General features: G+C 38.0%; 30 protein-coding genes and 2 tRNA genes. 19 read left to right on the top strand and 13 right to left on the bottom strand.

Annotation, left to right across the window (positions count from 1 at the left end):
• Positions 1-55: 55 nt before the first annotated feature.
• A complete protein-coding gene (locus LI241_RS13370; protein WP_008690001.1) occupies positions 56-274 on the bottom strand; it encodes a hypothetical protein in 219 nt (72 codons plus the stop codon).
• 76 nt (positions 275-350) lie between these two features.
• Positions 351-935, bottom strand: a complete 585-nt coding sequence (locus tag LI241_RS13365; RefSeq protein WP_008690000.1) for a LexA family transcriptional regulator — start codon at positions 933-935, stop codon at positions 351-353.
• Between the two features lie 159 nt (positions 936-1,094).
• Between LI241_RS13365 and dinB the strand changes: the two genes are divergently transcribed.
• The 4 genes from dinB (at position 1,095) to LI241_RS13345 (ending at position 4,232) form a co-directional block, all read left to right on the top strand.
• A complete protein-coding gene (gene dinB, locus LI241_RS13360; RefSeq protein ID WP_008689999.1) occupies positions 1,095-2,339 on the top strand; it encodes a DNA polymerase IV in 1,245 nt (414 codons plus the stop codon).
• 2 nt (positions 2,340-2,341) lie between these two features.
• The gene (locus LI241_RS13355) at positions 2,342-2,587 is read left to right on the top strand and encodes a hypothetical protein (RefSeq protein ID WP_008689998.1); all 246 of its coding nucleotides are present in this window, start codon (positions 2,342-2,344) and stop codon (positions 2,585-2,587) included.
• A 288-nt stretch (positions 2,588-2,875) separates the two neighbouring features.
• A complete protein-coding gene (locus LI241_RS13350) occupies positions 2,876-4,078 on the top strand; it encodes an MFS transporter (RefSeq protein WP_008689996.1) in 1,203 nt (400 codons plus the stop codon).
• Between the two features lie 16 nt (positions 4,079-4,094).
• Complete coding sequence (locus tag LI241_RS13345; RefSeq protein ID WP_008689993.1) at positions 4,095-4,232, top strand: hypothetical protein; 138 nt, start codon at positions 4,095-4,097, stop codon at positions 4,230-4,232.
• A 219-nt stretch (positions 4,233-4,451) separates the two neighbouring features.
• Here LI241_RS13345 and pta read toward each other — a convergent pair whose 3' ends face one another.
• Positions 4,452-5,435, bottom strand: coding sequence for a phosphate acetyltransferase (pta, locus tag LI241_RS13340; protein WP_008689991.1), 984 nt, complete (start codon positions 5,433-5,435; stop codon positions 4,452-4,454).
• 101 nt (positions 5,436-5,536) lie between these two features.
• Between pta and LI241_RS13335 the strand changes: the two genes are divergently transcribed.
• Positions 5,537-5,743 carry a DUF378 domain-containing protein gene (locus LI241_RS13335; protein WP_008689990.1) on the top strand — a complete coding sequence of 69 codons (207 nt, stop codon included), beginning with the start codon at positions 5,537-5,539 and terminating at the stop codon, positions 5,741-5,743.
• A gap of 63 nt (positions 5,744-5,806) precedes the next feature.
• On the opposite strand, the gene LI241_RS13330 is transcribed toward LI241_RS13335, so the two are convergent.
• The 4 genes from LI241_RS13330 to LI241_RS13315 all read right to left on the bottom strand — a co-directional run bounded on the left by LI241_RS13330 (position 5,807) and on the right by LI241_RS13315 (position 9,467).
• Positions 5,807-6,451, bottom strand: coding sequence for an N-acetylmuramoyl-L-alanine amidase (locus LI241_RS13330; RefSeq protein WP_008689987.1), 645 nt, complete (start codon positions 6,449-6,451; stop codon positions 5,807-5,809).
• Positions 6,452-6,758: 307 nt separating this feature from the next.
• Positions 6,759-7,559: an ABC transporter ATP-binding protein gene (locus tag LI241_RS13325; RefSeq protein ID WP_008689986.1), complete on the bottom strand. Its 801-nt coding sequence runs from the start codon at positions 7,557-7,559 to the stop codon at positions 6,759-6,761.
• A 9-nt stretch (positions 7,560-7,568) separates the two neighbouring features.
• Positions 7,569-8,480, bottom strand: a complete 912-nt coding sequence (locus LI241_RS13320; RefSeq protein ID WP_008689984.1) for an ABC transporter permease — start codon at positions 8,478-8,480, stop codon at positions 7,569-7,571.
• Between the two features lie 9 nt (positions 8,481-8,489).
• A complete protein-coding gene (locus LI241_RS13315; protein ID WP_117548370.1) occupies positions 8,490-9,467 on the bottom strand; it encodes an ABC transporter substrate-binding protein in 978 nt (325 codons plus the stop codon).
• Between the two features lie 214 nt (positions 9,468-9,681).
• On the opposite strand from LI241_RS13315, the gene LI241_RS13310 reads away from it, so the two are divergent.
• The gene (locus LI241_RS13310; RefSeq protein ID WP_227151362.1) at positions 9,682-10,188 is read left to right on the top strand and encodes a cob(I)yrinic acid a,c-diamide adenosyltransferase; all 507 of its coding nucleotides are present in this window, start codon (positions 9,682-9,684) and stop codon (positions 10,186-10,188) included.
• Positions 10,189-10,201: 13 nt separating this feature from the next.
• Positions 10,202-10,675 carry a YbaK/EbsC family protein gene (locus LI241_RS13305; RefSeq protein ID WP_008689981.1) on the top strand — a complete coding sequence of 158 codons (474 nt, stop codon included), beginning with the start codon at positions 10,202-10,204 and terminating at the stop codon, positions 10,673-10,675.
• 289 nt (positions 10,676-10,964) lie between these two features.
• Here the strand turns inward: LI241_RS13305 and LI241_RS13300 are convergent, their stop codons facing one another.
• Positions 10,965-12,197: a VanZ family protein gene (locus LI241_RS13300; protein ID WP_008689980.1), complete on the bottom strand. Its 1,233-nt coding sequence runs from the start codon at positions 12,195-12,197 to the stop codon at positions 10,965-10,967.
• A gap of 231 nt (positions 12,198-12,428) precedes the next feature.
• Between LI241_RS13300 and LI241_RS13295 the strand changes: the two genes are divergently transcribed.
• The 8 genes from LI241_RS13295 to LI241_RS13260 all read left to right on the top strand — a co-directional run bounded on the left by LI241_RS13295 (position 12,429) and on the right by LI241_RS13260 (position 18,919).
• The gene (locus LI241_RS13295) at positions 12,429-13,886 is read left to right on the top strand and encodes a sodium:alanine symporter family protein (protein ID WP_008689979.1); all 1,458 of its coding nucleotides are present in this window, start codon (positions 12,429-12,431) and stop codon (positions 13,884-13,886) included.
• Positions 13,887-14,057: 171 nt separating this feature from the next.
• The gene (locus LI241_RS13290; RefSeq protein WP_008689978.1) at positions 14,058-14,504 is read left to right on the top strand and encodes an Rrf2 family transcriptional regulator; all 447 of its coding nucleotides are present in this window, start codon (positions 14,058-14,060) and stop codon (positions 14,502-14,504) included.
• Positions 14,491-14,904 (top strand): DUF302 domain-containing protein, encoded by a 414-nt coding sequence (locus tag LI241_RS13285; RefSeq protein WP_008689977.1) that lies wholly within the window; start codon positions 14,491-14,493, stop codon positions 14,902-14,904. The genes LI241_RS13290 and LI241_RS13285 overlap by 14 nt, the downstream gene beginning before the upstream one ends.
• Positions 14,898-15,134 carry a hypothetical protein gene (locus tag LI241_RS13280; protein ID WP_008689975.1) on the top strand — a complete coding sequence of 79 codons (237 nt, stop codon included), beginning with the start codon at positions 14,898-14,900 and terminating at the stop codon, positions 15,132-15,134. Before LI241_RS13285 ends, LI241_RS13280 begins: the two co-directional genes overlap by 7 nt.
• Positions 15,135-15,206: 72 nt before the next feature.
• Positions 15,207-15,530: a co-chaperone YbbN gene (locus LI241_RS13275; RefSeq protein WP_008689973.1), complete on the top strand. Its 324-nt coding sequence runs from the start codon at positions 15,207-15,209 to the stop codon at positions 15,528-15,530.
• Between the two features lie 14 nt (positions 15,531-15,544).
• On the top strand, positions 15,545-16,471 hold the full coding sequence (trxB, locus tag LI241_RS13270) for a thioredoxin-disulfide reductase (protein ID WP_008689972.1): 927 nt from the start codon (positions 15,545-15,547) through the stop codon (positions 16,469-16,471).
• Positions 16,472-16,650: 179 nt separating this feature from the next.
• Entirely contained in the window at positions 16,651-18,204 is a 1,554-nt protein-coding gene (locus LI241_RS13265; RefSeq protein WP_008689971.1) for a glycine betaine ABC transporter substrate-binding protein, read from the top strand.
• Entirely contained in the window at positions 18,197-18,919 is a 723-nt protein-coding gene (locus LI241_RS13260) for an ATP-binding cassette domain-containing protein (RefSeq protein ID WP_008689970.1), read from the top strand. Before LI241_RS13265 ends, LI241_RS13260 begins: the two co-directional genes overlap by 8 nt.
• A 152-nt stretch (positions 18,920-19,071) precedes the next feature.
• Here LI241_RS13260 and LI241_RS13255 read toward each other — a convergent pair whose 3' ends face one another.
• Complete coding sequence (locus tag LI241_RS13255) at positions 19,072-20,142, bottom strand: peptidoglycan-binding protein (RefSeq protein WP_008689969.1); 1,071 nt, start codon at positions 20,140-20,142, stop codon at positions 19,072-19,074.
• A complete protein-coding gene (locus LI241_RS13250) occupies positions 20,135-20,542 on the bottom strand; it encodes a carboxypeptidase regulatory-like domain-containing protein (protein WP_227151363.1) in 408 nt (135 codons plus the stop codon). Before LI241_RS13250 ends, LI241_RS13255 begins: the two co-directional genes overlap by 8 nt.
• 579 nt (positions 20,543-21,121) lie before the next feature.
• Here LI241_RS13250 and LI241_RS13245 point away from each other — a divergent pair.
• Positions 21,122-21,496 (top strand): hypothetical protein, encoded by a 375-nt coding sequence (locus tag LI241_RS13245; protein WP_008689967.1) that lies wholly within the window; start codon positions 21,122-21,124, stop codon positions 21,494-21,496.
• Between the two features lie 81 nt (positions 21,497-21,577).
• Here the strand turns inward: LI241_RS13245 and LI241_RS13240 are convergent, their stop codons facing one another.
• Positions 21,578-22,375 (bottom strand): LytTR family DNA-binding domain-containing protein, encoded by a 798-nt coding sequence (locus tag LI241_RS13240; RefSeq protein ID WP_008689966.1) that lies wholly within the window; start codon positions 22,373-22,375, stop codon positions 21,578-21,580.
• Positions 22,376-22,555: 180 nt separating this feature from the next.
• Between LI241_RS13240 and LI241_RS13235 the strand changes: the two genes are divergently transcribed.
• A complete protein-coding gene (locus LI241_RS13235; RefSeq protein WP_017144549.1) occupies positions 22,556-23,242 on the top strand; it encodes an N-acetylmuramoyl-L-alanine amidase in 687 nt (228 codons plus the stop codon).
• 148 nt (positions 23,243-23,390) lie between these two features.
• On the opposite strand, the gene LI241_RS13230 is transcribed toward LI241_RS13235, so the two are convergent.
• Positions 23,391-23,771, bottom strand: coding sequence for a hypothetical protein (locus LI241_RS13230; protein WP_008689964.1), 381 nt, complete (start codon positions 23,769-23,771; stop codon positions 23,391-23,393).
• A 297-nt stretch (positions 23,772-24,068) separates the two neighbouring features.
• Positions 24,069-24,908, bottom strand: a complete 840-nt coding sequence (locus tag LI241_RS13225) for a helix-turn-helix domain-containing protein (RefSeq protein ID WP_008689963.1) — start codon at positions 24,906-24,908, stop codon at positions 24,069-24,071.
• A gap of 858 nt (positions 24,909-25,766) precedes the next feature.
• Between LI241_RS13225 and LI241_RS13220 the strand changes: the two genes are divergently transcribed.
• Both LI241_RS13220 and LI241_RS13215 read left to right on the top strand, forming a co-directional pair.
• Positions 25,767-25,843, top strand: a tRNA-Ile gene (locus LI241_RS13220).
• Positions 25,844-25,861: 18 nt separating this feature from the next.
• Positions 25,862-25,937: transfer RNA gene (locus LI241_RS13215), tRNA-Ala, on the top strand.
• Positions 25,938-26,149 lie beyond the last annotated feature (212 nt).

The raw sequence follows: 26,149 nt of genomic DNA, 5'->3' as shown, positions 1-26,149 counted from the left end.
AAAGAGGTGTAACCTCATAGACTTGTCAATTCAGTCTATTTCGTTACAGCCTCTTCTATGAGGAAATCGGCTCTTCAATTTCCAGCTTTATTTTTACGATATCATAAGCGGAAGGGCTCATGTGATGCATTAATAATTCAATGCGGGCAAGCTCTTCATTTAGAAATAAAAGGGGAATTTCATCCATGCGCAGATGGTGAGAGCTGTGAATGCCAGTATGTGTATCTACGCCTGCAAAAAAACGATGGGTGCGTTTACTGCGAATTGCATACATAATAAAAACCTCCTGTTTAGATTATTGACAAGAGGTAACTGCTTTATACGGTAGTTATACTATATGTATAGGAAATTTAGAATTGTATTTTTGAGTGGAGCACTTTGCCTAAGATTTGAATACGTCCGTTGCGAAGATCTTCTCCGTGAAATAAACGAGGTTCATAAGTAGGATTGCTAGCGACTAATAGTAAAGAGTCTTCTTTTTTAATAATCTTTTTAATCGTAACTTCTTGTCGATCGACTAAAACAACAGCAATCTCTCCACTATTGACATCGCTACAGCTTTTCACATAAACCAAATCTCCATCATAAATGCGCGATCCGTTCATGGAATCCCCTTGTACTTTTAAATAATAATCACCTTGTCTGGCTTCTTTGCGTGTCACTTCTTCATAACCAAGTAGATTTTCTTGTGCAAATAAATCATAACCGGCTTTCACATATCCCAAAATAGGTTTTATCTGGTTGTTTAGGCATGCCTCTACATTAATGCCAAATAATTCCGAGAGTTTTTCCAGTTTCGCCTGAGGTATGTTTTTTGATTCTCCGGATTCCCACCGTTTAACAGTGGATTTTGCTACACCGACATAATCTCCTATAGCTTCCAGACTCAGATGCTCACTAGCGCGATAATAACGAATCAGTTCACTTAATGTCATAGCGTGCACCTCACTTTACTTTATTTTATCATAATTTTTCATTTGCGACAAGTTTTTGGAACACTTGATATAATAATCAGAGGAAAAGTTATCCAATGTTCCAAATTTTATTGAAAAGTGGAACAAAAGAGGTATAATAAATGCGAAAGGCGGGATAATATGCAGGAACGTGTGATTTTACACAGCGATATCAACCATTGTTATGCGCAAATTGAGGAAATGCGACATCCGGAGCTGCGAAAGATACCGATGGCGGTCGGTGGTCATGAAGAGGCTCGCCACGGCATAATTTTAGCAAAGAATGATATGGCAAAAGCTTATCATATTAAAACAGGTGAATCTTTACGAGAGGCTTATGCAAAATGTCCGCAGTTGAAAATCATACATCCGGATTATGAAGCTTATATGTATTATACGGAGCAGGTAAAGGACATTTATCGGGAATACACGGATAAAGTGGAATCTTTTGGTTTAGATGAAGCATGGATTGATTTGACACAATCGATTTCTTTATTTGGCAGCGGAAAAGCGATTGCGCAAGAGATTCAGAAGCGAGTATGGCAGGAAATAGGATTAAGTGTTTCCATCGGAGTCAGTTATAATAAGATTTTTGCGAAACTTGGTTCCGATATGCAAAAGCCAATGGGACTTGTGGAAATTCGCAAGGATAATTATCAGACACTGGTTTGGCCATTGCCGGTAGAAGATTTATTTTATGTGGGCAGAGCTACCAAAAAGAAACTGCGTTATTATGGTATTGATACGATTGGTGATTTGGCTAATTTATCAAAGGGATGGATGAAAGATCATTTTGGCAAGATGGGAGAGCTTATCTGGTGGTTTGCGAATGGCGAAGATATTTCCGAAGTGGCGTTGAGTGGAGCGAAAGAGCCGGTAAAATCCGTAGGGAATGCCATTACGGCTCCAAGAGATATCAATACCTTTGAGGAAGCGAAGATTATTTATTATGTTTTAGTTGAATCCGTAGCTTCAAGAATGCGTGACAGTGGATTGAGGGGAAATGTAATCAGCATTTCTTTGCGCAATAAAGAATTATCCTGGTTTTCAAGACAGCGTAAGATCATGCAAGCTACCAATATTGCACAGGAAATCATGCCGGTCGTATTGCAGTTATTAAAAGAAAATTATACTTTTGAACAACCGTTGCGAACAATAGGAGTAAGTGTAAGTGGCATTGAGGATGATCAAGCACTTACACAATTAAATTTATTTACCAGTGAAGAAGAGCGACAGCGCCAGAAGCAATTAGAAATCAGTATTGATCAGATACGCAATCGTTTTGGTTTTGCGAAAGTGCGACGCTGTGTAACGTTGCTGACACCGGATCTCTCAGAATTTAATCCTAAGGAAGAACATGTGATTCATCCGGTATCCTTCTTTTAAGTATGATGAAACTGTATAAGCGCTATGTGGATGTATTGACTTTACATGATCGCTATGGCAATCTGATACCCAAGGTCATGATATGGGACAATGGCATGGAATATCCAATTGATCGGGTATTGGAAATCCGCAAGTCAGCATCACAGGTAGGAGGATGTGGCATCTTATACCGCTGTCGTATAGCAGGGGTTGAACGTAATTTATTTCTAGAGAGAACTCGCTGGTTTATTGAAAGTGCAAAACCTTGATTGACGAGGATAAAAATTATCTTTATAATAAAAAAGAAAGGCGGTGAGCAGAATGCTGTATCGGGTATTCAAAAAGCATCGAAGAGCAGAGGGCTTCGCAGTGAAAACAGTGTTGTGCGAAGCCGTTGTCTTAAAAATAGATAGTATCGGTCAATAAACAAAGTTCTTTGTTTTTTTCGTCATATAAAAATAATATGCTGTTTCACATGATAAAGACTTACGCGAATTTTTTTAACAAGGCGAAGTCTTTTCTTTATGTTTTGTATCTTATAAAAAGGGAGTATGATTATGCAATTATGGAAACAGAATAGTATTAAATTTTTAAGTGCCCAAACAATTTCATTATTTGGATCCAGTATCGTTCAATTTGCAATCATCTGGCAAATTACTCTGCAAAGCAAATCCGGTGTTATGATGAGTGTTGCTACGATTTGTGGTTATGTTCCGCAAATGTTGATATCCATGTTTGCAGGGGTGTTAGCAGATCGTTTTTCGCGGCGTAATTTGATTATGTGGAGCGATGGTATAATTGCGTTTTCCACATGGATCGTCGCTATGGCTTTTTTAACAGGCTATCAGGAAATGTGGATGCTGTATGTTGTTTTACTTATCCGCTCTGCAGGAAGTGGTATCCAAATGCCGGCTGTAAATGCTTTATTGCCACAGCTAGTGCCACAGGAGCATTTACTGCAGATAAATAGTATATATAGTGTTATTAATTCGCTGATGATGTTTTTATCTCCTATCATCAGTGGGCTGCTGTTAACACTTATGCCATTAGAAATAGCTTTTTTCCTTGATGTGATAACTGCCCTCATTGGCAATGGCATTATGCTGTTGGTAAGGGTGGATTCACAAAAGCTAAACGCAAACAAGAAAAAGACGATGCAGATGATGAAAGAAGGATGGCAGTATATAAGACATCATGACATGCTGTCTAAGCTGCTGCTCTTTATCTTCTTTGTTATGGTATTTATATCACCTGCTGCTTTTATGACACCGTTATTGGTTGCACGTAATTTTCATGGAACCGTATATGCTCTTTCTATCAGCGAAATGCTGTTTGCCTTAGGTGCTGTTGTTGGCGGTGTCTTGATGAGCATCTGGGGACATCGCCAAAGGCATATTACAATGCTGCTATACTCAACTTTTGTTTATGGTGCATTCATGTTGGTATTAGGAATGGCCGTTAATTTTGCAGTGTATTTAGGTGCTAATTTTCTGATAGGCATATGTATGCCTTGTTTTCAAACGTCTTATCAAACGTATCTGCAAGAGCATGTAGAATCTTTCTTACAAGGTAGGGTATTTGGTGCCGTACAGATCATAAATGCCTGTGCGTTGCCTTTAGGCACTGTAGTGTTTGGACCTTTGGCAGATTATATCGCATTGAAATGGATATTTTGTGTCTGTGCTCTGACGGTTATGCTTTGTGTCATTTTTTTTGTTAGCTATATACATAGAATCAGCGATAAGCATCCACGCTACTAGCGACTGAGGTGAGAATATGAAAAAGCAGAAAGCAAAACCAGCCACAAATAAAAAACCGGCCAAAAAGGATGCCGGTAATAATCAGTGGACCAATGCCAATCTAAAGTATTATCCTGATGAAAGGGAACCTAAAAACGGTCCTTCGGGAGAATAACATTGTCCACAGGTTATGATAAGTCAGACTTTGGTCTGGCTTTCTTTTATGTTTTTAGTTAAACATTTCGCAATGAACATGACGATAATTCTCTGATTTATCGAAAGCATAATTAATGTTGCTATTTCAGCATTTTGATCAAGCTTGGCAGAGTGCATAAAAACGTGTTTTGAAATTCTATTATCTTTCAAGTGCTCATTATAATTTTTCGGGAAATCATCAACGTTCTTTTTGCATAGCGGTAATGATTGCCATTTTATATATTTCATCTATGCTGGCAGAACGGGATAAGTCATTCATTGGCAAACGAACGCCTTGCAAAATAGGTCCTAATGCCTCATAGCCTCCTAAATTAGCAACAAGCTTATATCCGATATTGCCGGAATTCAAATCAGGAAAGATCAGTACATTGGCTTCTCCTTTGATGGGGCTGTTAGGTGCCTTTAGCTCTGCCACTTGAGGGTTTAATGCACAATCTACCTGTAACTCACCATCGACAATATAATCCAAGGGCATATGAGAAAGACGTATGGCGGTTTCACGTACCAGGTCAACATCAATACCACTGCCACTTCCTTTACTAGAATAGGATAGGAGTGCCACTTTTGGCGTTAAGCCGAAAGCTTTTGCACTTTCAGCACTTTGCAATGTGATTTCCACCAATTGATCAACATTGGGATTGCGATTCATGGAACAATCTGCAAAAATTAGGCGCTGTTCTTTTTTTAGCATTAGAAAACAACTGGACATAAAACTACAACCGGGCTTCGTTTTTACCAATTGCATAATGGGACGTAAGGTATCTGCAGTAGAATTGGTAGAACCGCCAAGTAAGCCATCGGCATACCCCATTTCTACATACATTGTACAAAAATACGTATCCTTTTGTATCCATTCCTCTGCCATTTTGCGATCTGCTTTTCCTTTGCGCAGTTCCAGCATTCGCAATAGCATCTGTTCTTTATCGGCAAACGCATCCGGATCAAGGATTTCCAGTTTACGGATATCTAAATGTTCTTTACTCGCTACTTCTTTAATGCGATCCCGTTTTCCATAAACAATCGGGTGTAGCACGTTTTTATCAATTAATTTTTGGGCGGCATGTAAAACGCGTGGATCGGTTCCTTCCGTGAAGAGGATTCTTGTCTTTGCCTCAAGTTTTTGCATGATGACACCAGCTTTCTTATCTTCTGCCTTAATCATAACAGAAATTTATGAAAAAGGTATTGCCAAAATAACCGCAATTTGATGATGTATGAAAAGGGATGTGTTGAGCATACTATGAACAAGGAGGCTGAATAAACATGAAAGCATTGAATTATATAGCTCTTTCTCTGGTAATTGTAGGAGCTGTTAACTGGGGTCTTATTGGATTTTTAGATTTTAATCTGGTAGATGCCTTGTTTGGAACAGGATCTGTATTATCCAGAATCATCTATGCAGTTGTAGGTGTATGTGGTTTATACGCCTTGAGCTTCTTTGCTCGCATAGATACACCGCATAGAGATTAAGGAGAAGCGTTTCTCCTTTTTTTATGCTATGTATTTTTTTTATATGGCGTTAGATCGTTTCGCCTAATCGCAATTCTTCATTTCTTGGAAAATGCCTTCAGCAATCAGTTTGGCAAGAGCTTTTCGTTTGTCGGGATGATTTAGAATTTGTTTATCTGTTGTTTGATCTAGATAACCGACTTCAATTAGGATGGAATTCATTAAGGTATTGCGTACTACATACAAACGATTACCATCAAATACACCATTATTGCGGATGTCTTTTTGTGTAGCTAGAGCAGCAGATACAGCGTTTGCTAAAGCAGTTCCTTTTTTGTTTGTATAGATTTCAAAGCCATGTGCCAGATGATTGTTCGAGGCGTTCGCGTGCAAGGAAACAAAGTATTTGCAGGAAGTATGATTGGCAAGTTGTACCCGACGCTTTAAATCGCTAAGTTCATTTTCACCTAAGGCTTCATCTTTATAGCGTGTCATATGAACTTTAATTCCTTTTTGCTCTAAGCATCGGCGCACTTCATGTGCCATTTCAAGATTAAAATCTTTCTCCATGAATCCACCATACACCGCACCGCTGTCCTGTCCGCCATGCCCTGCATCAAGGATGACTTCACACTTATCATAGGCAGGAGCTTTCTGTTGGAATAGCCGTGTGGCAATGAGCAAAGTTCCAACCGCTACAATCATGTATTTTAAAGTTTTCTTACGCATAATTTCATCTCCTTCGTTAAGTTAAAGTATAACGAAGAATACTTACGAAAAAGGTAACGCTTTCTTTCTAAAACCTTAATACTTTCTGAATAAATGAAGTACCATGCATATGACGGTGAAATAGGGGCTTAGCTATACGCTTACGAATATAGGATGGTTTTCTAAAAGTAAAACCGTAAGGATAACCTTACTGCATATAGAAAAAGGCTGTCGCTATGTGAAGGAAACCCAATTCTTTGAATAACCAAAGGAAAGGGTTCTTTTCACTTTAAAAACAGCCGTTTTTTATATGCTAATACTCTTATTTTTATTGGACACTGAATGCTAATTCATCATCTAGGGCATCAATCATATTTAAAGAGTTAAATTTCTCTATCAATTTCTCAACAGTTAAGGTTTTCTTTTCTTCACCTTTAATGTCTAATATGATATCTCCCTTATGGAACATTAATAAACGATCTCCATATGTGATGGCATGTTTTAGATTATGAGTGATCATAATCGTCGTCATCTTCTTTTCTTTTACGATTTTATCTGTCAGATGAATGATCAAATCACTTGTTTTGGGATCAAGTGCAGCCGTATGCTCATCCAATAGTAGTACTTCCGGTTTAATTAAGGTTGCCATTAATAAGGATAAAGCTTGGCGCTGCCCACCGGATAAAGCGCCTACTAAGACTTCCAGCTTATCTTCTAAGCCTAATTGCATATTTGTTAATTCTTCCTTAAATAAAGGGATTAAGGAACGATCAACACCTTTTGTTAAACCAAAGGCTTTCCCTTTATTATAAGCCATCGCCATATTTTGTAAGATGGTTAAAGAAGGTGCTGTTCCTTTTTGCGGGTCTTGAAAAACACGTCCGATATATTGGGAGCGTTTATGTTCGGGAACCTTGGAAATATCTTGCTTCTGAAAGCTGATTTTTCCACTGTCTTGCAGGATATTGCCACTAATGATATTAAAGAAAGTAGATTTACCACTGCCATTGGAACCGATGATCGTCACAAATTCTCCATCTTCAATTGCAACATTCAAATCTGTAAACAGAACGACCTCATTTGCACTTCCTTTGTTGAAGGTCTTTTTTATGTGTTCTAATTTTAACATATCGTCACTTCAATTTTTTATCGAGCGATGAAAGAATTTTGCCATCACTCCATTGCCAAGAATCAATACCAGGATGAAGATAATCGACATGATCAAACGCAGATACGTCGATGGAAATCCGGCATTTAAGGCAGCGGCAATGGCAAAACGATAAACGATGGCACCAAGCACAACGCTGGTGGTAAAGCCAATGAAGCGGGAGCGTTTAAATAAGGTGATTCCCATGATGACGCTGGCTAAGCCTAAGACAATCATGCCAGTACCCAGATCTGCGGTAAAGGAGCGCAGAAACTGTGAAATTAAAGCACCGGAAACGGCGGCATACCCATTGCTTAAGGCCAGTCCATTCATTTTGATCCAACCGATATCTTTTCCTAAGGTGGCAATCAATTGTGGATTATCTCCGGCTATTCTCATTAAGAATCCATATTTGGTTTGTAAGAACCAATCTATTAGCAGCTTCATAAGGAGGACCAGTACAAGGAGAATGATTACAGGCCAAAGTTTCATGATCCACTCTCCCATGGTGCCGCCTACCATATCCGCAATTGCATTTCCATAGGTAAATATCGTATCATAAGAGAATAAAGGAATCAGACTGGAGTTACCTGCGACAATAAGGTTGATAGAGTATAAAGCAGTCATGACCAGTATACCGCTTAATAAGGAGGATATGCGAAATTTCACATGGAGGATTCCGGTCGCATAACCAGCTAGTACCCCGGCAATGAAAGCAGCGATGAGGACAACAAAAGGATTCCATCCTTGGGTAATAAAGATTGCTCCTACTGCTGCGCCTAAGGGAAAGCTTCCTTCAACCGTCAAATCCGCATAATCCAATACTTGATAGGTCAGTAACACACCGATGGCCAATATGCCATAGGCAAGGCCTTGTGCCACTACATCTAGTAAGAAATCCATATCATCACCTTATTCTTCAATGAAGGTCGCACGTTTTGCCAAATCATCAGGAATGTTGATTTGGAGTTTTTCGGCAACTTTTTTATTAATCATCAGTTTGGTTTCTTTCGCTGTTTCAACAGGGATAGCAGATGGTTTTTTTCCATTTACCAAAATATCATAAGCCATAGCACCAGCCTGTTCTCCTAGTTTTTCATAGCTGATGGAATCACTAGCCAAAAGACCTGATTTCATTTGTCCATCTTCTGCCGCAAATACCGGGATTTTGGCATTCGTTGCCTTATCCGTAATGGTTGCGGTGGCAGCTACGACAGAGTTATCTGTGATGTTATAAATGCAGTCACAGCTACTTGCCAGCTGTTGTGCCGCTGTTGTAATTTCAGAAGCTTGAGAAATACCTTTCTTTACTACGGTAAAGCCGTAATCAGGTGCCATTTTTTCAACTTGTTCTACCTGTAACTTACCATTTGGCTCACCGATATTATAGATCATACCAATTTTTTTAGCTTTTGGTAAGAAGGTGCGAATGAGTTTGACTTGTGTTTCTAAAGGTGCTGCATCTGATACACCAGTAATATTTGCTCCCGGTTCTTCATTGCTTTTTACCAGCTTGGCATCTACGGCATCCGTTACCGCATTAAAAACTACCGGTGTGTCTTTGCCTACGGTTGCATTCGCCGCAGCTAATGCAGAAGGTGTCGCAATGGCATAAATCAAATCGACATCATCAGAGACGAATTGTTTTGTGATAATATCGTTTGTGGCTGTATCACCTAGGGCATTCTTTTCAACGAATTCAACTTGAATGCCTTTCCCCTTGAGATATTTCGTAAAACCTTCTTTGGCACTATCCAAAGCCGGGTGTGTCATGTGTTGAACGATACCTATTTTGTACGTTTTGGCGGTTTCTGGTTTTGTTTCCTCGTTTTTTGTGCCACATCCACTGATGAGCAGACAGACAGCGAGAATTCCCATTAATTTTTTCATTGTTTCTCCTCTTTTCTTTTCCATATTATAGTTATGATGATACCTTCTTTTGTATGTAAAATCAACATTTTCATGAAAATATTTGCAAATAAATGCATTGCGCTTACATTTATTGTTATAAAATGTAAAAATATTCAGTAATATCTGAATCTTCTAAGACAGATAGCCAACTCTGTGCTATACTAATACACAAACAGAAAGAAGGTGTTACAGCATGCTGCATATTTATCATGGGGATGGTAAGGGAAAAACAACAGCTGCTTTAGGATTGGTGATGCGCCAGCTGGGTCATGCACAAAAAGTGCTTGTTGTACAGTTTCTTAAGGATGGCAAGAGTGGGGAGATATCCTTTCTTAAACAGCAGCCACTTGTGACCTGCTTGTATTCTCCTATGCCAAAATTGTTTTACTATCAGATGGGGCAGGAAATGCGCGTAACAACGGCCTTATCTCAGCATGCCTTGTTTGAAACGGCGGAACAAACAGCTGCACAATATGCTTGCATTCTTCTGGATGAAGCTTTGGATGCATTGCAGTTGGGGATTCTTCAGGAAATTGAAATGCTTGCCTTTCTGAACGCAAACAAAGCGCGTGAAATTATACTAACGGGGCGCAATCCATCAAAGAACATTCTCGCATGTGGGGATTATATAACCCAGATGAAGCTGGAGAAGCATCCCTATCAAAAACAGCAGGCACCACGTAAAGGTGTGGAATATTAAGGAGGATAGCAAAATGGCAATTGAACTTGTACGCGAATATTTAAAAACTTATGGAAGAGAACAGGATATCATTGAACTGGATACATCAAGTGCAACGGTGGAATTAGCAGCTGCTGCGTTAGGCACAGAACCTGCTCATATCGCAAAATCAATGTCTTTTATGGGGAGTGATGGAGCACTCATCGTGGTATGTGCAGGCGATACAAAGGTCGATAATCATAAGTTTAAGGAATGTTTTGGAGTAAAAGCTAAAATGTTGCGAGGAGAGGATGTGGAGAAATATACCAATCATGCGATTGGCGGTGTCTGTCCTTTTGCAATACCACAGGATACCAAGGTGTATTTAGATGTATCATTAAAACGTTTTGCGCATGTCTATCCAGCATGTGGCAGTGCTAATTCAGCCATTCGTTTAACCTGTGAAGAACTCGCTGAATTAATTGGAAACGCTACATGGGTTGATGTCTGTAAGATCATAGAAAGCTAAGAGTTGCATGCATATGTGACTTTTTTTTGCGAAACATAAAGTTTCTTCCGGTAGTATCAAAAGATTCATCATACTTTTAGCATTATATTTAGACACCACAAGTTCGATAGCTTTGATCATGGTGCTAACCAACAAACTAGGTTGTGGTTAGGTTTATCTATTTCATGCATAAGATGGGTGGTAAGATCTATGCGCAGATAAAAGATGATGACATGGCTTTTACCCTTGTCTTTTCATATTGATCAAATATAGAAAAAAGCAGTTATCTGCTTTTTTCTAACGAATTTGATTATAGTGTGTTTTCTATGTTTTCTTCAGCAACTTCTTCTGTGTTTGCGGTCTCTATCTTAGTTTCTTGCACAGCGGCTTTTGTAGTAACTTGAATCATAGAGTGATTTTTTAATTTCACAAGGCGTTCAAAATAGGCTGTTTTATTATGATGAAAGAGCATATGAATGCCTGTTTTTAGGGAAACCAAATAGAATGCGCATAGCAGCACAGCCAATGCCAATATGCAAATCTGATAGGTGGAAGGTATGGAAAAATAAATATCAAACAGCATCAATAACATTAATGGTATTGGCAATATAAATAGATACAGAGGAAAGAAATGTAGAAAATATTGATACCATTTTGGTCGTTCATCTTCCTCATTCACCAATTTTATCTTCACTAAGGCCTTACCGAAGGTCCAGCCTTTGGTAAAAATAGGCAAAATAAACAATAGTAGGGTAACAGAACACACAAGACAGCCATAAAAAACAAGGAGTGTTTGAAGGAAAGTTGTAATCGTAAAGTATTTTGTACATACATAATAAAGCAGAAAAGAAGCAATAAGGATAAATAGAACATCGCTGAAGAAGGCAACGACTCTACGCATTGAGGTAACCTGCTGTCCTTTTTGGAAGGCTTCTTCATCTAACTTTGAACGTGTTGGTAAGAAATGGACAAAGATAGGTGTTAAAACATAGCCACACATACCGCCAAAACTATTCGTGATAAGATCATCCACATCAAATAAACGATAAGGACGTGGATAAATACCAAATAGTGCACTTAGCTGCAGACATTCAAAGGATAAGGATAACATAAAACTGCCAAGCAGCGTTTTCTTCCAACTATATTGAAAATAGTAACGCAGATATACACCGAAAGGAACGGTTAATAAAACATTAAAGATGATTAAGTATAAGCTAGGCTCATTAAAGGCAGTTAAGTAAGTGGCGGGATCATTCCAGACGAGTGAGGTTGATGTTGTAAATTCCATTAAGGATTTAAAAGGAATCAGCTGCATGATTGGTTTGGTGTAATGCTGTACTTCTTCAATAGGTGGTAAAGGAAGGCTTACTAAGAAATACGCACAAAGTAGATAAAAGATAAAAGAATAGATAATCAAGACACGCAAAAAGAGGATACTGCCATAACGGCGGTATTGTACGATGATATAGGGAATCGTAAAAAGAGCTGCTAAAAAAGGAAAGATAAGCATTGCAGCAGTAATGGGAATCAGATATACAGACATAGACAAATACTCCTTCACTGTTTCGTATTATACCATAAGTTATCTTTTCATAGAAAAAAACAATAGGGCTTTAGGTATAAGCATGAAAGTATTCGACAATCTAACTATAGGAGTGTATCAGTAATCATTTGGCGGTAGAAAAAAAGTATGTTATAATGAGACGGCTGTGCGAAACACACCCAATCGTGCGATAAATGAACACACTTTTTTTATGGCCGTAAAGGGTATGGGATGCAAAAGCAAAAAGAAGGAGTGAACACATTGACAATACAAATGGTACTGGCAAATGTAAATGAATTTTTATATAGCAATATCTTACTTGCGTTATTGATTGGTACAGGAATATATTTCACGATACGGACACGGTTCGTGCAATTTCGCTTGTTGAAAGAAGGCATTTCTTTATTGATGGAAAAAGCACATACAGAGGATGGGGTATCTTCCTTTCAGGCCTTGATGATTTCAACAGCATCGCGTGTCGGTACCGGCAATATCGCTGGTGTGGCTACCGCGTTAGCAGCTGGAGGCGCAGGCTCTATCTTTTGGATGTGGGTAACGGCTTTGATAGGTGGGGCGAGTGCTTTTGTGGAATCGACCTTAGCACAGGTATATAAGGAACAAGATGGTGAACAGTATCGCGGCGGTCCGGCTTATTACATAGCGAAAGCTTTAGGCAAGCGCTGGCTGGGAGTTGTTTTTTCTTTACTGTTAATTGCCTGTTTCATTTTCGGATTTAATCCTTTACAGGCATATAATGTGAGCAGTGCCGTATCGTATTATTTTGAAGATCAAGAACTAGTAGCCGTCGTGATTGGTCTTATTTTGGCTATCGCTACAGCAGCGGTTATTTTTGGCGGTGTTCATCGTATCGGTATCATCTCTTCTACAGTAGTGCCGATTATGGCGTTGTTGTATATCATATTGGGACTTTATATCACCTTGGCAAATGTGCAGAAATTACCTGCCATTTTTGGCATGATCATGGAACAGGCCTTTGATCTGAAAGCTATCATGGGTGGTTTTGCCGGTTCTTGTGTGATGTATGGTATCAAAAGAGGATTATTTTCTAATGAGGCAGGAATGGGATCAGCACCAAATGCCGGCGCGAGTGCAGATGTATCACATCCGGTGAAGCAAGGTCTAGTGCAGACAATTTCGGTTTTTATTGATACGATTCTTATATGTACGACAACCGCATTTATGCTGTTGAATTATGGTAGTGATGCTAATTTGACCGGAATGCCTTATGTACAGCAGGCGATATCTGCTGAAGTCGGACAGGCAGGAATCCACTTTATCACCATTTCGATTTTCTTATTCGCTTTCTCTTCTCTAATTGGGAATTACTGCTATGCAGAAAGCAATTTGAAATTCATTTTGGATACAAAGCGTTCTTTATGTATCTTTCGAATATTGGCGATTGTTGTGATCTTCTTTGGAGCACAGGCTAGTTTCTCGACCATATGGGATCTAGCAGATGTGCTTATGGGCTTTATGGCAATCGTAAATATCATTGCCATCCTATTGCTGGGCAAGATTGCAATTACCTGTTTAAAAGATTATAGCGCACAGAAAAAACAGGGGAAAGATCCTGTTTTTGATCCTGAGCGTTTGGGCATCGCAAATGCGGATTGTTGGAAAGCTATTGTAAAAGATTATAAAGAAGACACATCGATGGATGATAAATGATTTCTATCGTTTTATGCATTATCAAAAAAGCGTAACAGGAATTAACATGTTCCTGTTTTTTTTATGCTTTTCTTTTTACAATGAAAAGAAGAGGGCTTCTTATTTGACGGATAGGGAAAAGCGGTTTATCCTATAAGTGTAATATAAAAAGTTACAATTGGAGGTGAGAGAATGCCAAGTGAGTTTATCATTGCTGTTCATGCAATGGCTTATCTGAGAAAGCATCCGCGTTTGATATCTAGTGAAGAGCTGGCCGAAAATATTTGTGTGAATCCGGTCAGGGTCAGAAAAGTGATGGCCAAGCTGAAAGCCTATGGTCTTATTGATACCAAGCAAGGATTAAGCGGAGGGTATTCTTTTTCTATTCAAAATGAAACAGTGACCTTAAGCCAAATCTATGATGCTTTACAGATGCGTATTTTTCACAGTAACTGGCGCAGTGGGAATGCGCATTTAAAATGTATCGTATCGAGTGGTATGGCACAGGTTATGGATGATCTATATGAAACAATGGAAGCTACCTGCTATGAGAAGTTAAAAGCCATATCCATTTGTGATGTCGTAAAGGAACTGGAACAGTTGTATGCGTTAAAGGAGAATACCAATGAAAGAAGATAAAGCAAAGCTCTTTGTAAAGAAGAGTGAATGTTCTGTAAAGACATGTGCACACTTCTTAAAAGAAGTGTTAAAGAAGAGAAAGATACCTATATTTGCTGTTTACGACCATGGGGAAAACGCAAAAACAGTTGGTATGGAAATGCCCGAAACGATTGTTATTGTATTTGGTAATCCCAGCATAGGGACAAAGCTTATGCTGGAGAATGCAGCCATAGCATTAGAATTGCCTTTAAAAATTGCGATTTGGGAAGAAGATCAGCATACCTACGTCGCAACGAATCGTCTGTTGCCCTTGGCCGAGCGTTATGGCATATGTGAAGTTGAAATTCTTCAACAAATGGAAGAATTGGTTGAAGAACTTGTATGGTTAACTGCCATGCAAAAGAGAAGTTTATGTTAAAAGAAGGAACGACTATTTATTTTTATGTACAAGGTTATCTGATGCAGGGGAAAGCCGTACATATCCAAGGTGATGAACAAGCATATACCTTTCATATCGAAGGCTATGGGGCATGCGCAGGGCCACATGTCCTACACTCTTCACAGTTGCATCACACCTTGTTCTTAAGTGAAGAAGAAGCAAAATTGTATCAAAACATAGAAGCTGCCTATTTAGAGAATACGTTTTAATTTATGATTCACAATTTACGCATTAACATCCAAATAACAATAAGATCTAATATGATCCAGGAGGAAAGCAATATGAGTTTCATTACAATCACCAACGAGAACGTTAACGAAGTTAAGGAACGTGAAACAGTAGTTGTCGAATTTTGGGCACCATGGTGTGGCTATTGCAAACGCTTAGCACCTGTTTTAAAACAAGTGGCTAAAGAACATGCAGAAGCATTTGATATTTTACAAATCAATATTGATGAATTTGAAACATTGGCAGAAGCCTATGGCATTGAAACCATACCGACACTTGCTCTCTTACATCATGGAAAGGCGCAAGATGCTTTGATAGCTCCACAATCAAAACATGAAGTACTGGCCTTTTTGAAAGAACATAAGCTAATTGCTTAAGAAAGGAAAGCAATATGAAACTTTATGATGTTATCATTATCGGCGGTGGTCCTGCCGGTTATAGTGCTGCTCTATATGCTGCTCGAAATGCCCGAAGCGTTTTAGTTATTGAAAAATTATCAGCCGGAGGGCAGATGGCTACTACAGGCATTGTGGAAAATTATCCTGGTTTTACCGATGGTATTGATGGCTTTGAACTGGCGGAAAAGATGCAGGAAGGTGCCGAAAAGTTTGGGGCGGAAACAGTTTATGATACCGTGATTCAGGTTGAATTGAAAAACAATCCAAAAATCATTCACGGAGAAGAAGCTGACTACTATGGGAAAACAGTTGTGATTGCTACCGGTGCTCATCCAAGAGAATTAGGATTGGCAAAAGAAGCACAACTGCGTGGAAAAGGAATTGCTTATTGTGCAACTTGTGATGGGATGCTTTATAAAGGGAAAGATGTACTCGTTGTCGGTGGTGGCAACTCCGCCATTGCAGATGCTCTGTTTTTATCCAAAATCTGTCATCGTGTAACCTTGATTCATCGCCGTCATGAGTTAAGAGCATCGCGGATTTATGAGAAACAGTTGGCAAACAGTAAGATTGCTTTCCTATGGGATAGTCGAGTCGTTGATATTATCGCTGATAAAAAAGTCACCGGAGCGAAAATTGAAAATTTACTTACACATGAGATACAAGAGCTTTCCTGCGATGGTATCTTTGTGGCAATCGGACGTGTCCCGGATGCACAGCTATTCAAAGCACAGCTGACTTTTGATAACAATGGATATATCCTTGCAGATGAATCCACACGAACCAATGTGGAAGGTGTCTTTGCCATCGGTGATGTACGTAGCAAGGCTCTTCGACAGATTATCACTGCAGCCAGTGATGGCGCAACCTGTTCCAAATATATTGAAGATTATTTAAATGAACAAGAACATGCTGTTTAAAAACTTAAGGAAGAAACGATACTTCTAAAAGTCCTAGACAAACAGGTGAAACCACCTGATGACACAAAAAACAAGAGAGCATTCTTACAGAAGAAATCCATTAGGACAACGTATAGATCTGTATTTTATGGATTATCTGCTCTGACAATGCCTCTTTCTTAACGAAGGAGAGAAAAGGTATGATTGAAAGCTTATGGGAATTTTACCGAACCCGCTACGATTTTATTGTTCCATTGATTATTGAACATTTGCAGATTGCCGTTATTGCTATCATCGCCGCAACGATGATTGGTGTATCTCTTGGCATTTTTATTCATGAAAAGAAACGTTTATCCCCCATTGTTTTGGGACTTGTCAGCTTTCTTTATACAATTCCCTCAATTTCTATGTTGGGCTTTCTCATTCCCTTTAGTGGTATCGGCAATAAAAGTGCTATCATCGCTTTGACTATTTATGCTTTATTGCCGATTATACGCGCTACCTTTACCGGCTTGGAAAATGTAGATGCAGATATCATAGAAGCTGCCCGAGGAATGGGCAGTACACGAAAACAGATTCTATTTCAGATTAAACTGCCCTTAGCAATGCCGGTTATGTTATCGGGTTTTAAAAATATGACCGTTATGACAATTGCCTTGGCCGGTATTGCATCCTTTATCGGAGCTGGAGGACTCGGTGTTGCGATTTATCGTGGAATTACTACGAACAATATGACGATGACGATTGCCGGTAGTCTGGCGGTTGCTCTACTAGCCTTTCTTTGTGATATTTTGATCGGCTGTATGGAACGCTTTTTGCGCAATCGCCGGCATACACAAAAAACGAAGCATCGTGTTATGCTAAGTATTTTGGCTGTTTTCATCGCGCTTAGCGCTGGCCTCTTTTATACACCACATAAAAAAGAAGTGCTTCATCTGGCAACGAAACCGATGAGCGAAGAATTTATTATCGGGGAAATGCTGAAACAGCTTATTGAAGATCGTACTGGAATTTCTGTAGTAATCACAAAAGGTGTCGGCGGCGGTACTAGCAACATCCATCCGGCAATGGTCAAAGGAGATTTTGACTTGTATCCGGAATATACAGGAACCTCATGGAGCTTTGTCTTAAAAGAAAAAGAACTGCCGGATGATGCTACCTTATTCAAAGAACTCAATCAGCAATATCAAAAAAACTATCATATGGAATGGGTAGGTTTATATGGCTTCAATAATACGTATGGAATCGCAGTAACTAAAAAATTGGCAGATACGTACCATTTAAAAACGTATTCTGATTTGGCGGCTGTCTCACATAAACTCTCTTTTGGCGGGGAATATGATTTCTATGAGCGTGAGGATGGCTATGATGCATTAACGATGGCTTATGGATTTCACTTTAAAAAGACGAGGGATCTTGATATCGGCTTAAAATATGATGCCTTAGAAAATGGCGAGACGGATGCCATTATTGCCTTTACGACAGATGGGCGTTTAAGTAGTCCTAATATCGTATTGCTACAGGATGATAAACATTTTTTCCAAACTTATTATGCAGGAACAATCATTCGTCAGGATACCTTAAAAAAATATCCTGAATTACGCCAAGTGCTGATGCTGATGAATAATCTGATCAGTGAAAAAGAAATGGCCGCAATGAATCATGAAGTAGAAACCCAGAAAAAGAATGAGGCGGATGTTGCACGCGCCTTTCTCATAAAAAAAGGTCTGTTGGAGGTGAAGAACCATGAGTGAAATCATTTGTAACCATGTGAAAAAAGCCTATGGAGAGACAATCGTATTGCATGATGTTTCCTTTACGATACAACCTCATGAACGCATCAGTATCATCGGTGGCAGTGGCAGTGGTAAAACAACATTACTTAAGCTGTTAAACGCTCTTATTCTGCCGGATGAAGGCAGTATTCAAATCGATGGCATTGATATCAGTACCATGGATGCCAACCTCTTACGTCAAAGTATCGGTTATGTCATTCAAAGCATTGGCCTATTTCCGCATATGACGATTTATGACAATATTACTTATGTATTACGTTTAAAGAAATGGGATGCCATACGCATGCAGCAGCGTGTGGAAGAATTACTGCATATAGTTGATTTGGATGCTACTTTATTAACACGTTATCCTGATGAATTAAGTGGTGGACAGAAACAGCGTGTTGGCATTGCTAGAGCATTAGCGGCAGATCCTAAGGTTGTTTTGATGGATGAAGCTTTTGGCGCCGTAGATGAAATAACCCGACATACCTTGCAAGAAGAGTTGTTAAGAATACATGCTGTCGATCCTTTCACTCTGGTATTTGTGACGCATGATATCAAAGAAGCTTTATATTTAGGAGAGCGCGTCATGGTGATGAAAGATGGATGTGTCGAACAATTCGATACCGCACAACACATTCGTCAGCATCCTAAAACAGCTTTTGTGAAACAATTATTATCTTATTTGTAAAGTATATTCTATGTGCAGGGGATGCTAATAATGTAGTGCTATGTAAGAAGATTCTTTTAACTAGAACCTTCTTTTTTGTTTATAAAGGTGTATACACTTTATGAACATAGATGAGACAAACCCCTTTCCTACGGATATCGACAAAAAATCGATTATTGGGTTAATGCAATATACGTTTCATAAATGGTATTCCAAGTTACTTGTCCGACAAGACCATCTTGTGCTAATCCAAATTCTCTTTGGAAAGCTCGCACGGATCGCTCCAATCCGGCCCCAAAACGACTATCGATATCAACAGGGGGGATATTGGTATAAGTTTGGGCAATGACAGATAAGAAATACTGTAGTTGCTGCACCTCAATACCGACATCTCCCCGCCGCAATACGCGGCCTGTCCATAAACCGGTAAAATAACCCTGTGGTCTGCCAAGACTGCCTAATTCAGCTAATTTTCTTACAGCCACATAAATACGAGATATCTGATTCCATGTTGTCTGACCGACAATACCATCTACACTCAAATTGAATTGTTGTTGGAAAGTTCTGACAGCGCGTTCTGTTACTTCTCCAAAGATACCATCCGGTGGATAGATAAGGGGAATATTTGGATAATTGACAGCGATGCCATTCAACAGTTCCTGTATGATGAAGACATTTTGTCCTTGAGAGCCTCTTCTTAGCGCATAACCGGGATAGGAGGGTGTGATATATTGTACATTATCCGTTTCGCGAAATTGCATCGTATCGCCATAGTAATAACGAATAATGCGCGTAGAATCAAAGCCGCGATTTGCTAAATCAAGTGTACCCCATTGTTTCATGCCAGGGCATTGAGCAATCTTACCATCACAATATTCTGCATAATAAGGTTCACGGAAATATGGCTTTTGCAGGAATTGACCAATAACTTCATCAACAACAGCTGCGACACTGTCATAAATATTACGTCCTTTCACAAAAGCCTGATCATAAGCTGTTGAATTGGTGATATCAAAGGGATAGCCACGACCACGATACCATTCTGTATATACACGATTCAACACCAGTGACATCTGTGCCCAGATGTTAGCTCGCAAGGCCTCATATGGCCAGGTCGGATAGATTTCTGAGGATGCGACATTTTTCAAATAATATACAAAATCTACCGTCAGATTTTCAGCTGCCGTATTCGGTCTGCCCAGATGTACTGTAATTGTTCTGGGTATGATGATTTCCTCAAGCATACGTTCTTCCTGTGCCAGTAAATAATTTATGTTCGCCTAAATCATTCTCATTACGCCCTGGCGTTTCTCCTTTCTTTTCTCTTAAAATCACGGTAAGCGTTGATCCAATATCCGCAAAGATCTGTACATTGTGCACGACTTCAGTATCATATTCCACATGACTTACTTCAACACTGTATGTGGAATAGGGACGTCTTGCTGTGGTACTTTGTTGGGATAAGGAAGGATGTGGCGCTTCTAACGCAATTTCTTTACATCGCCCCATTGCATCTGTTTTCTCACATACGACTTGTCGTACCATAAGATTACCATTAAAAATGGTGACAGTCGCATTGCTGACTGGCAGGGATTGTTCATTATAGACTTCTATACGTAAATATCCTTGTGGCAAATCAACCACCTCCATTACAACGTATGCAAATAGGGATACACATCGTGGTCATTTATCCATGAAACCCATAGATTCCTCAAAAGAACACAAGTTTTTTCATGAAGTTTCCAAAGAATATGGACGAATTTTCACATTTACGCTATACTGAAGATGCAAGAGCTCTCCTTTCTTATGTGTGTAAAAAATAAAAAAATTGAGATCTCTTGCATTTTTTTATGACTTTTTTGCATTTGCCCTTATAAAAGCAAAGAATTCTATCTTAATATTTCCTATCATAAAAAGTAACTTATAAAATAGGCAAATTTAGAAAAGGATTGGTTTTTTATTAACTGTCTTTATCTTTATATCTATGTATTTCCTTATAATGGGTGTTGACAGTTACTTTTTACATATGATTCCTAAAAAATATTATTTACGCAATAATCTAATTTGCTGTTATGAAATTCAGCACCGTTTACGTAGCATCTTCCGTATCTAAATGCACACATGCGTTAAGTAAAAAAAGTAATATCTTACAAGAAAATGTATAATTCTTATGGTATACTATAACCGCAAAACTATATTCAGAAGATTTGGAAAGGAGAACCTATGAACGACGCAAAATTAGAAAAACAAAAAGCAAAGCTTGTAGAAGCCAAATTGATGGATGAACAGGATACCTTAATTGATTTTTTACAAGCAAGTTATGTGGAACGCTTAATTGGCAAAATGGGCAAATGGAAACAAGGATGGGCATATTTTACAGAAGAACGCTTGATTATTGTGACAGGACTATTAAATGCTGATATCGTAATTCCGTATAAAAATATTAAAGAATTGGAAAAATGCTCACAGGGCTTTATGCCAATCGGTATTTCCATTACTCATGAAGATATGGAAACCGGAAAGATAACGACCGATAAAATTTCCATGATGAAACGTGATAAATGGATGAGTTTTATTACTGAAAAAGCAGGACTGTAATAGTACAAAAAAAGGGAATCTGAAAGAAACTCCAAAGTTTGGATATCCAAATGAAATGGGGCAATTTCAATCTTCCCTTTTTTAATTTTCTTTCCATAACTGCATTTGCAGTTCCATATAGCGTTGTTTGCCAATAGGCAGCTTCGTACCATTACTTAAAGTTGCACAATAGCGATGTATCTGTTTAATATAGTGGCGATTTACTAAATAACTGCGATGAATTCGTAAGAATAGAGGATGATCAAATTCACGTAAGGTCATCCTTGTCACAAAGGATTCCTCTGCTGTATAAATGGTACATAACTTATTATTCGATACAATATAAAGAATTTCCATTGGAGACAAGAAATGTAGTTGATGATGCATGTCCTTGATGCGAATCTTATTCATAGGGTTCTCTAATCGTATGGTATCTTCGTGTGCGCTGGTACCGTTTTTATAAAAATACAGCTTCTTTTTTTGCTCATTGTTGGAAGCCGGCGTGTTTACATGACATGCCTGTGCGTGGATGAGATGCAATTTTTGTTGCTTGTTTAATTGCCAGATAAAAGTAAAATGAATGATAGTTGAAATCACTTTGGTTGTCGGCAATGTTGCGGTCGCGCAAAATCTTCCATACACGACCCATGTTTTTTCTTCTTGTGTCAACAGGGTGTATTCTTCATGAGATATATGCAGCTGTCCGCTAACTTCAACGTTTTTTAATACATGGATAAAGGCTTCTTTACCACTGATATATTGGTTCGTATAATCACCAATCCAGACAAAATCATCATCTAATAAATATTGAAACATGATGATATCGCGATTCATCAATGCATGAACAAAGTCTTTTGAATGATTTAAAACATCCTGATAGGTGAAATGCTGATTCATCATAGCATCTTTACCTCCCATATAATCTTTATTTATTATACCGCTATTTTTATTTTTATGTGAATTTTTAGCAATACTTTTCTTTTAAAAGGTTAAAAAAACGAATAAGGTGTGGAAAATTATTAATTTTACTGGAACAGCTCTTTTTCTAGCCTTGACCTCATACACTGTATTGGTGAGAGAATGAAAAAAAGAAAAATGTTTTTGGGACTAGGTCTGATATTGACCTTACTGATCACATCGGTATTTCATACACATCTTGTAAATGTAGAAGCAGAAAAAGATAGGAAAGTATTAGATGGCGTGGTCGTTGTCTTGGATGCCGGTCATGGGGGCAAGGATGATGGGGCACGCTGTGAAAATGAAAAAGAACAAGATATCAATTTAAGTATCGTAAAAAAACTTCAAAAACAGTTACAAACAAAAGGCGCAGAAGTTATTTTAACAAGAGATGGAAAATATGACTTGGCTAGTGCTAACGCGAGTAATCGCAAACGGGAAGACATGAAGAAACGTATGGAGATCATCAATGCAGATAAGGTCGATGTTTTTTTAAGTGTGCATCTGAATTCCTATCCAAATAACAGTGTACACGGAGCACAGGCATTCTATCAAAAAGGGAATGCTGTCTCTGAAACCTTTGCTAAGCTCATCCAAAAGCATTTTAAAGTATTAACGCAAACAAAGATGAGCGCTAAACCAGGAGATTATTATTTGTTAAACAATGCGAAAAAAATCGGTTCTTTAGTTGAATGTGGCTTCCTATCAAATCCAGAAGATCGCAGCAATTTAAAAAGTCCTTCTTATCAAGAAAAAGTAGCACAATGTTTATGCAATAGTATCGTAGAATATTTCGATTTTTTATTGTAGTTCACTATTATAAGCATGGTGTAAAGTGGAAAAAATCTTTGGTATTACAGCGACATGAGAATATTTAACTAACATAGCATTAGTTATAAGACAGGATTGCAAACAAAAACTTAAAGGTAGGAATGATATAAATGAGAAAACTTAACTATTAGCATGTGTCGCTTCTAAATAGAATAATACTTTTATAAATAATAAATGGGATGAACCCAATTATTCCAGCCAATGTGTAAAATGGAAATGTAATAAATCCTATAAAAATTTTAGGAGCAATCGGGGTTAACCATTTTTTTGCAATACTATTATAAAAAATACCCCCAATAGCTATCCCTGCTAAAAGACAACCAAAATTGATAATACTCTTCGTTAGTCCTATAGGCTCTGAAGAAGACATATTATGACTGGCTAAAAGTGCCATAAACGTAGGATCTTTATATTGATTTATTTGATAGATTGCGAAGAAATAACCAATTATACAACCAACAATCAAAAAGACACAAATAAATAAGATTTGTTTTAATTCTTTTTTCATATTCATCTTCCTTTAAAATACCATTGTTTTTGTGCTCATTATATCACGTTTTTTTATGCATAATTCTTTTTCCTTTTGAAAAGTTACTTATCAATTCATGCATTTTAAGCGTGCGAAAGCATTGCTTATGCAACAAGTACAGAACAAACTATCATTCTGATAAGTTTAGGACATTGAAGCAAAAAAATAGGAATGCGTATATGTAAAATCAATGCGCATGCCTATCGATATTGTTCATTTGATATATAATAAAAAGAAACGGCTGTTTTGATAATAATTTCAAAACAGCCGTATCTATTAAGCGCTTTTTGATTTACTTTTCAGCAACCCTTTTTTCTCTACATAGTCATAGATAAATAAAGCAATCGCTATTATTAGCAATAGGAAGATTGCCATAAAATCCCAAACATCAAAGAGAGGCGTTTCTGTTGTTTTAAAAAGTAAAACATTGATAATAACCACTAATGGTATAGCTAATAATGTAATTGTTCCAAGAGCAATTAATTTTCTTGTTTTGCCGATACGATAAATGACCGCAAGCATTATCCACAAAAACACAAGAATAATCAATGATATCGCTGTTCCAAGTGGGAACAACTCTTTCACCTTTAAAATTCGGCTAAGCAAATATAGGTACGGTATGATTGAAACGCTAAGTGATATTAAGCTCTTTACGATACCCTTTTTGCCAAACATAATGCTTGGAAAAGATATAACCCATACAAACACAATAGAAGTCATGGAAATAAGGGACCATGATAGATTACCGGTTATGGTAATATCACAAATAACACATACCATCATTCCAATCAAAAGTGTTATTGTAAATAGTGTTGAAATAACGACATTCTTTGCTATGTTGTTTTCGTCCTTTCTTTTTAAAGCAATTAAATTTTCATCTGCTTTTCTTTCTAAACTATCCATAGTAACTTTTTCTCCACTCAATAACTCATTTACTGTAATTCCAAGTAATTTGCAGAGTTCTAACATAATAGATGAATCTGGCATACTTTTACCGGTTTCCCACTTGGACACAGCTCTGTCTGTAATGCTTAGTCTTTCTGCGAGTTGCGCTTGTGTTAATTTTTTCTCTTTGCGGCATCTCGCAATAAACTTACCTGTTTTTATTTGATCCATTGAGCGTTCTCCTTTCACCATTACAATACACGTGTTTTCTATTTTATAACACGAACTATTGGTTGAGTATGCTAAATTCAACTGTTGGTTTGGTGATTATAATACATTTACTAATAAATTCATTGGACAATCTAGCAATTTTACTTATCTGTTTGATTTCCATCAGACATCAACAGTTTTTTTGCTGCTAGGACAAGACATATAGTTTCATTCCTTTTTATCTTTAAAACAAAGTCTAACAATATAATTATATGCGGGCAATCGATGAAAAGCAATAAACAGAACATATGTTAAATTTTAAGACTGTAATCTTTTCTTAAGGTTCTTACATGGAAATGATTTTAACAGAAAAAAGGCACTACTCTTGAACAGAAGAAAAGCAACTTTGGTAGGTTTGTTGCTGTTATGGAAAGTATGTGGGTAACATGGAATTCATGCTACGCATAATTTATAAAGAGCAGATGTCCAGACGTAAAATTATATGGTTAACGTTTTTCAGAAAGTGGATATTGTTTTAAACAGCGTTGAAGGACCCATTTCTATACAAAATTTAAAGACACTGAGAAACTGAAGAATATGGCATAACCTTAGTAGGGGATGATACCACCTAATACGGAGAACTCATCAAATATGTTGAAAGACTTCCATAAGATGTGGTATGCAAGACATGAGATATAAAAAATTATTCATGATGTGGAGAATTGCGGTTAGAAGATATACTTCTATGTAGTCAAAAACCCTTTAGTTATAGGCTTTTTTAACACTTTATAAAAAAAACAAAAAAATTTTATTTTTTTAAAAAAAGTTGTTGACACATTAGATATCCCATGGTATTATATATGGGCATTCGATGGAAACGGGCCTGTAGCTCAGGTGGTTAGAGCGCACCCCTGATAAGGGTGAGGTCGTTGGTTCAAGTCCATTCAGGCCCACCATCGAATTTAAATATACATGGGGTTTTAGCTCAGCTGGGAGAGCACCTGCCTTGCACGCAGGGGGTCATCGGTTCGATCCCGATAAGCTCCACCAATAAACACATTCGATTCCGAAGTATCGGGATCTTTTTTTTGCATTAATCTTAAAAGGTATAAACTTGGCAAGGCAGTTGCCAAACAAGAAGGTATGAATCATTTGCATAAAGAAATCTAATAAACACATTCGATTCCGAAGTATCGGGATCTTTCTTTTGCATCAATCTTAAAAGGTATAAACTTGGCAAGGCAGGTGCCAAATAAGAAGGT

This window comes from Longicatena sp. 210702-DFI.1.196 (genome assembly GCF_020563125.1).
GTDB classification, from domain to species: domain Bacteria; phylum Bacillota_I; class Bacilli_A; order Erysipelotrichales; family Erysipelotrichaceae; genus Longicatena; species Longicatena caecimuris.
Note: the sequence above shows the minus strand (reverse complement) of the source record. Positions and strands in the feature narration are given on the sequence as shown.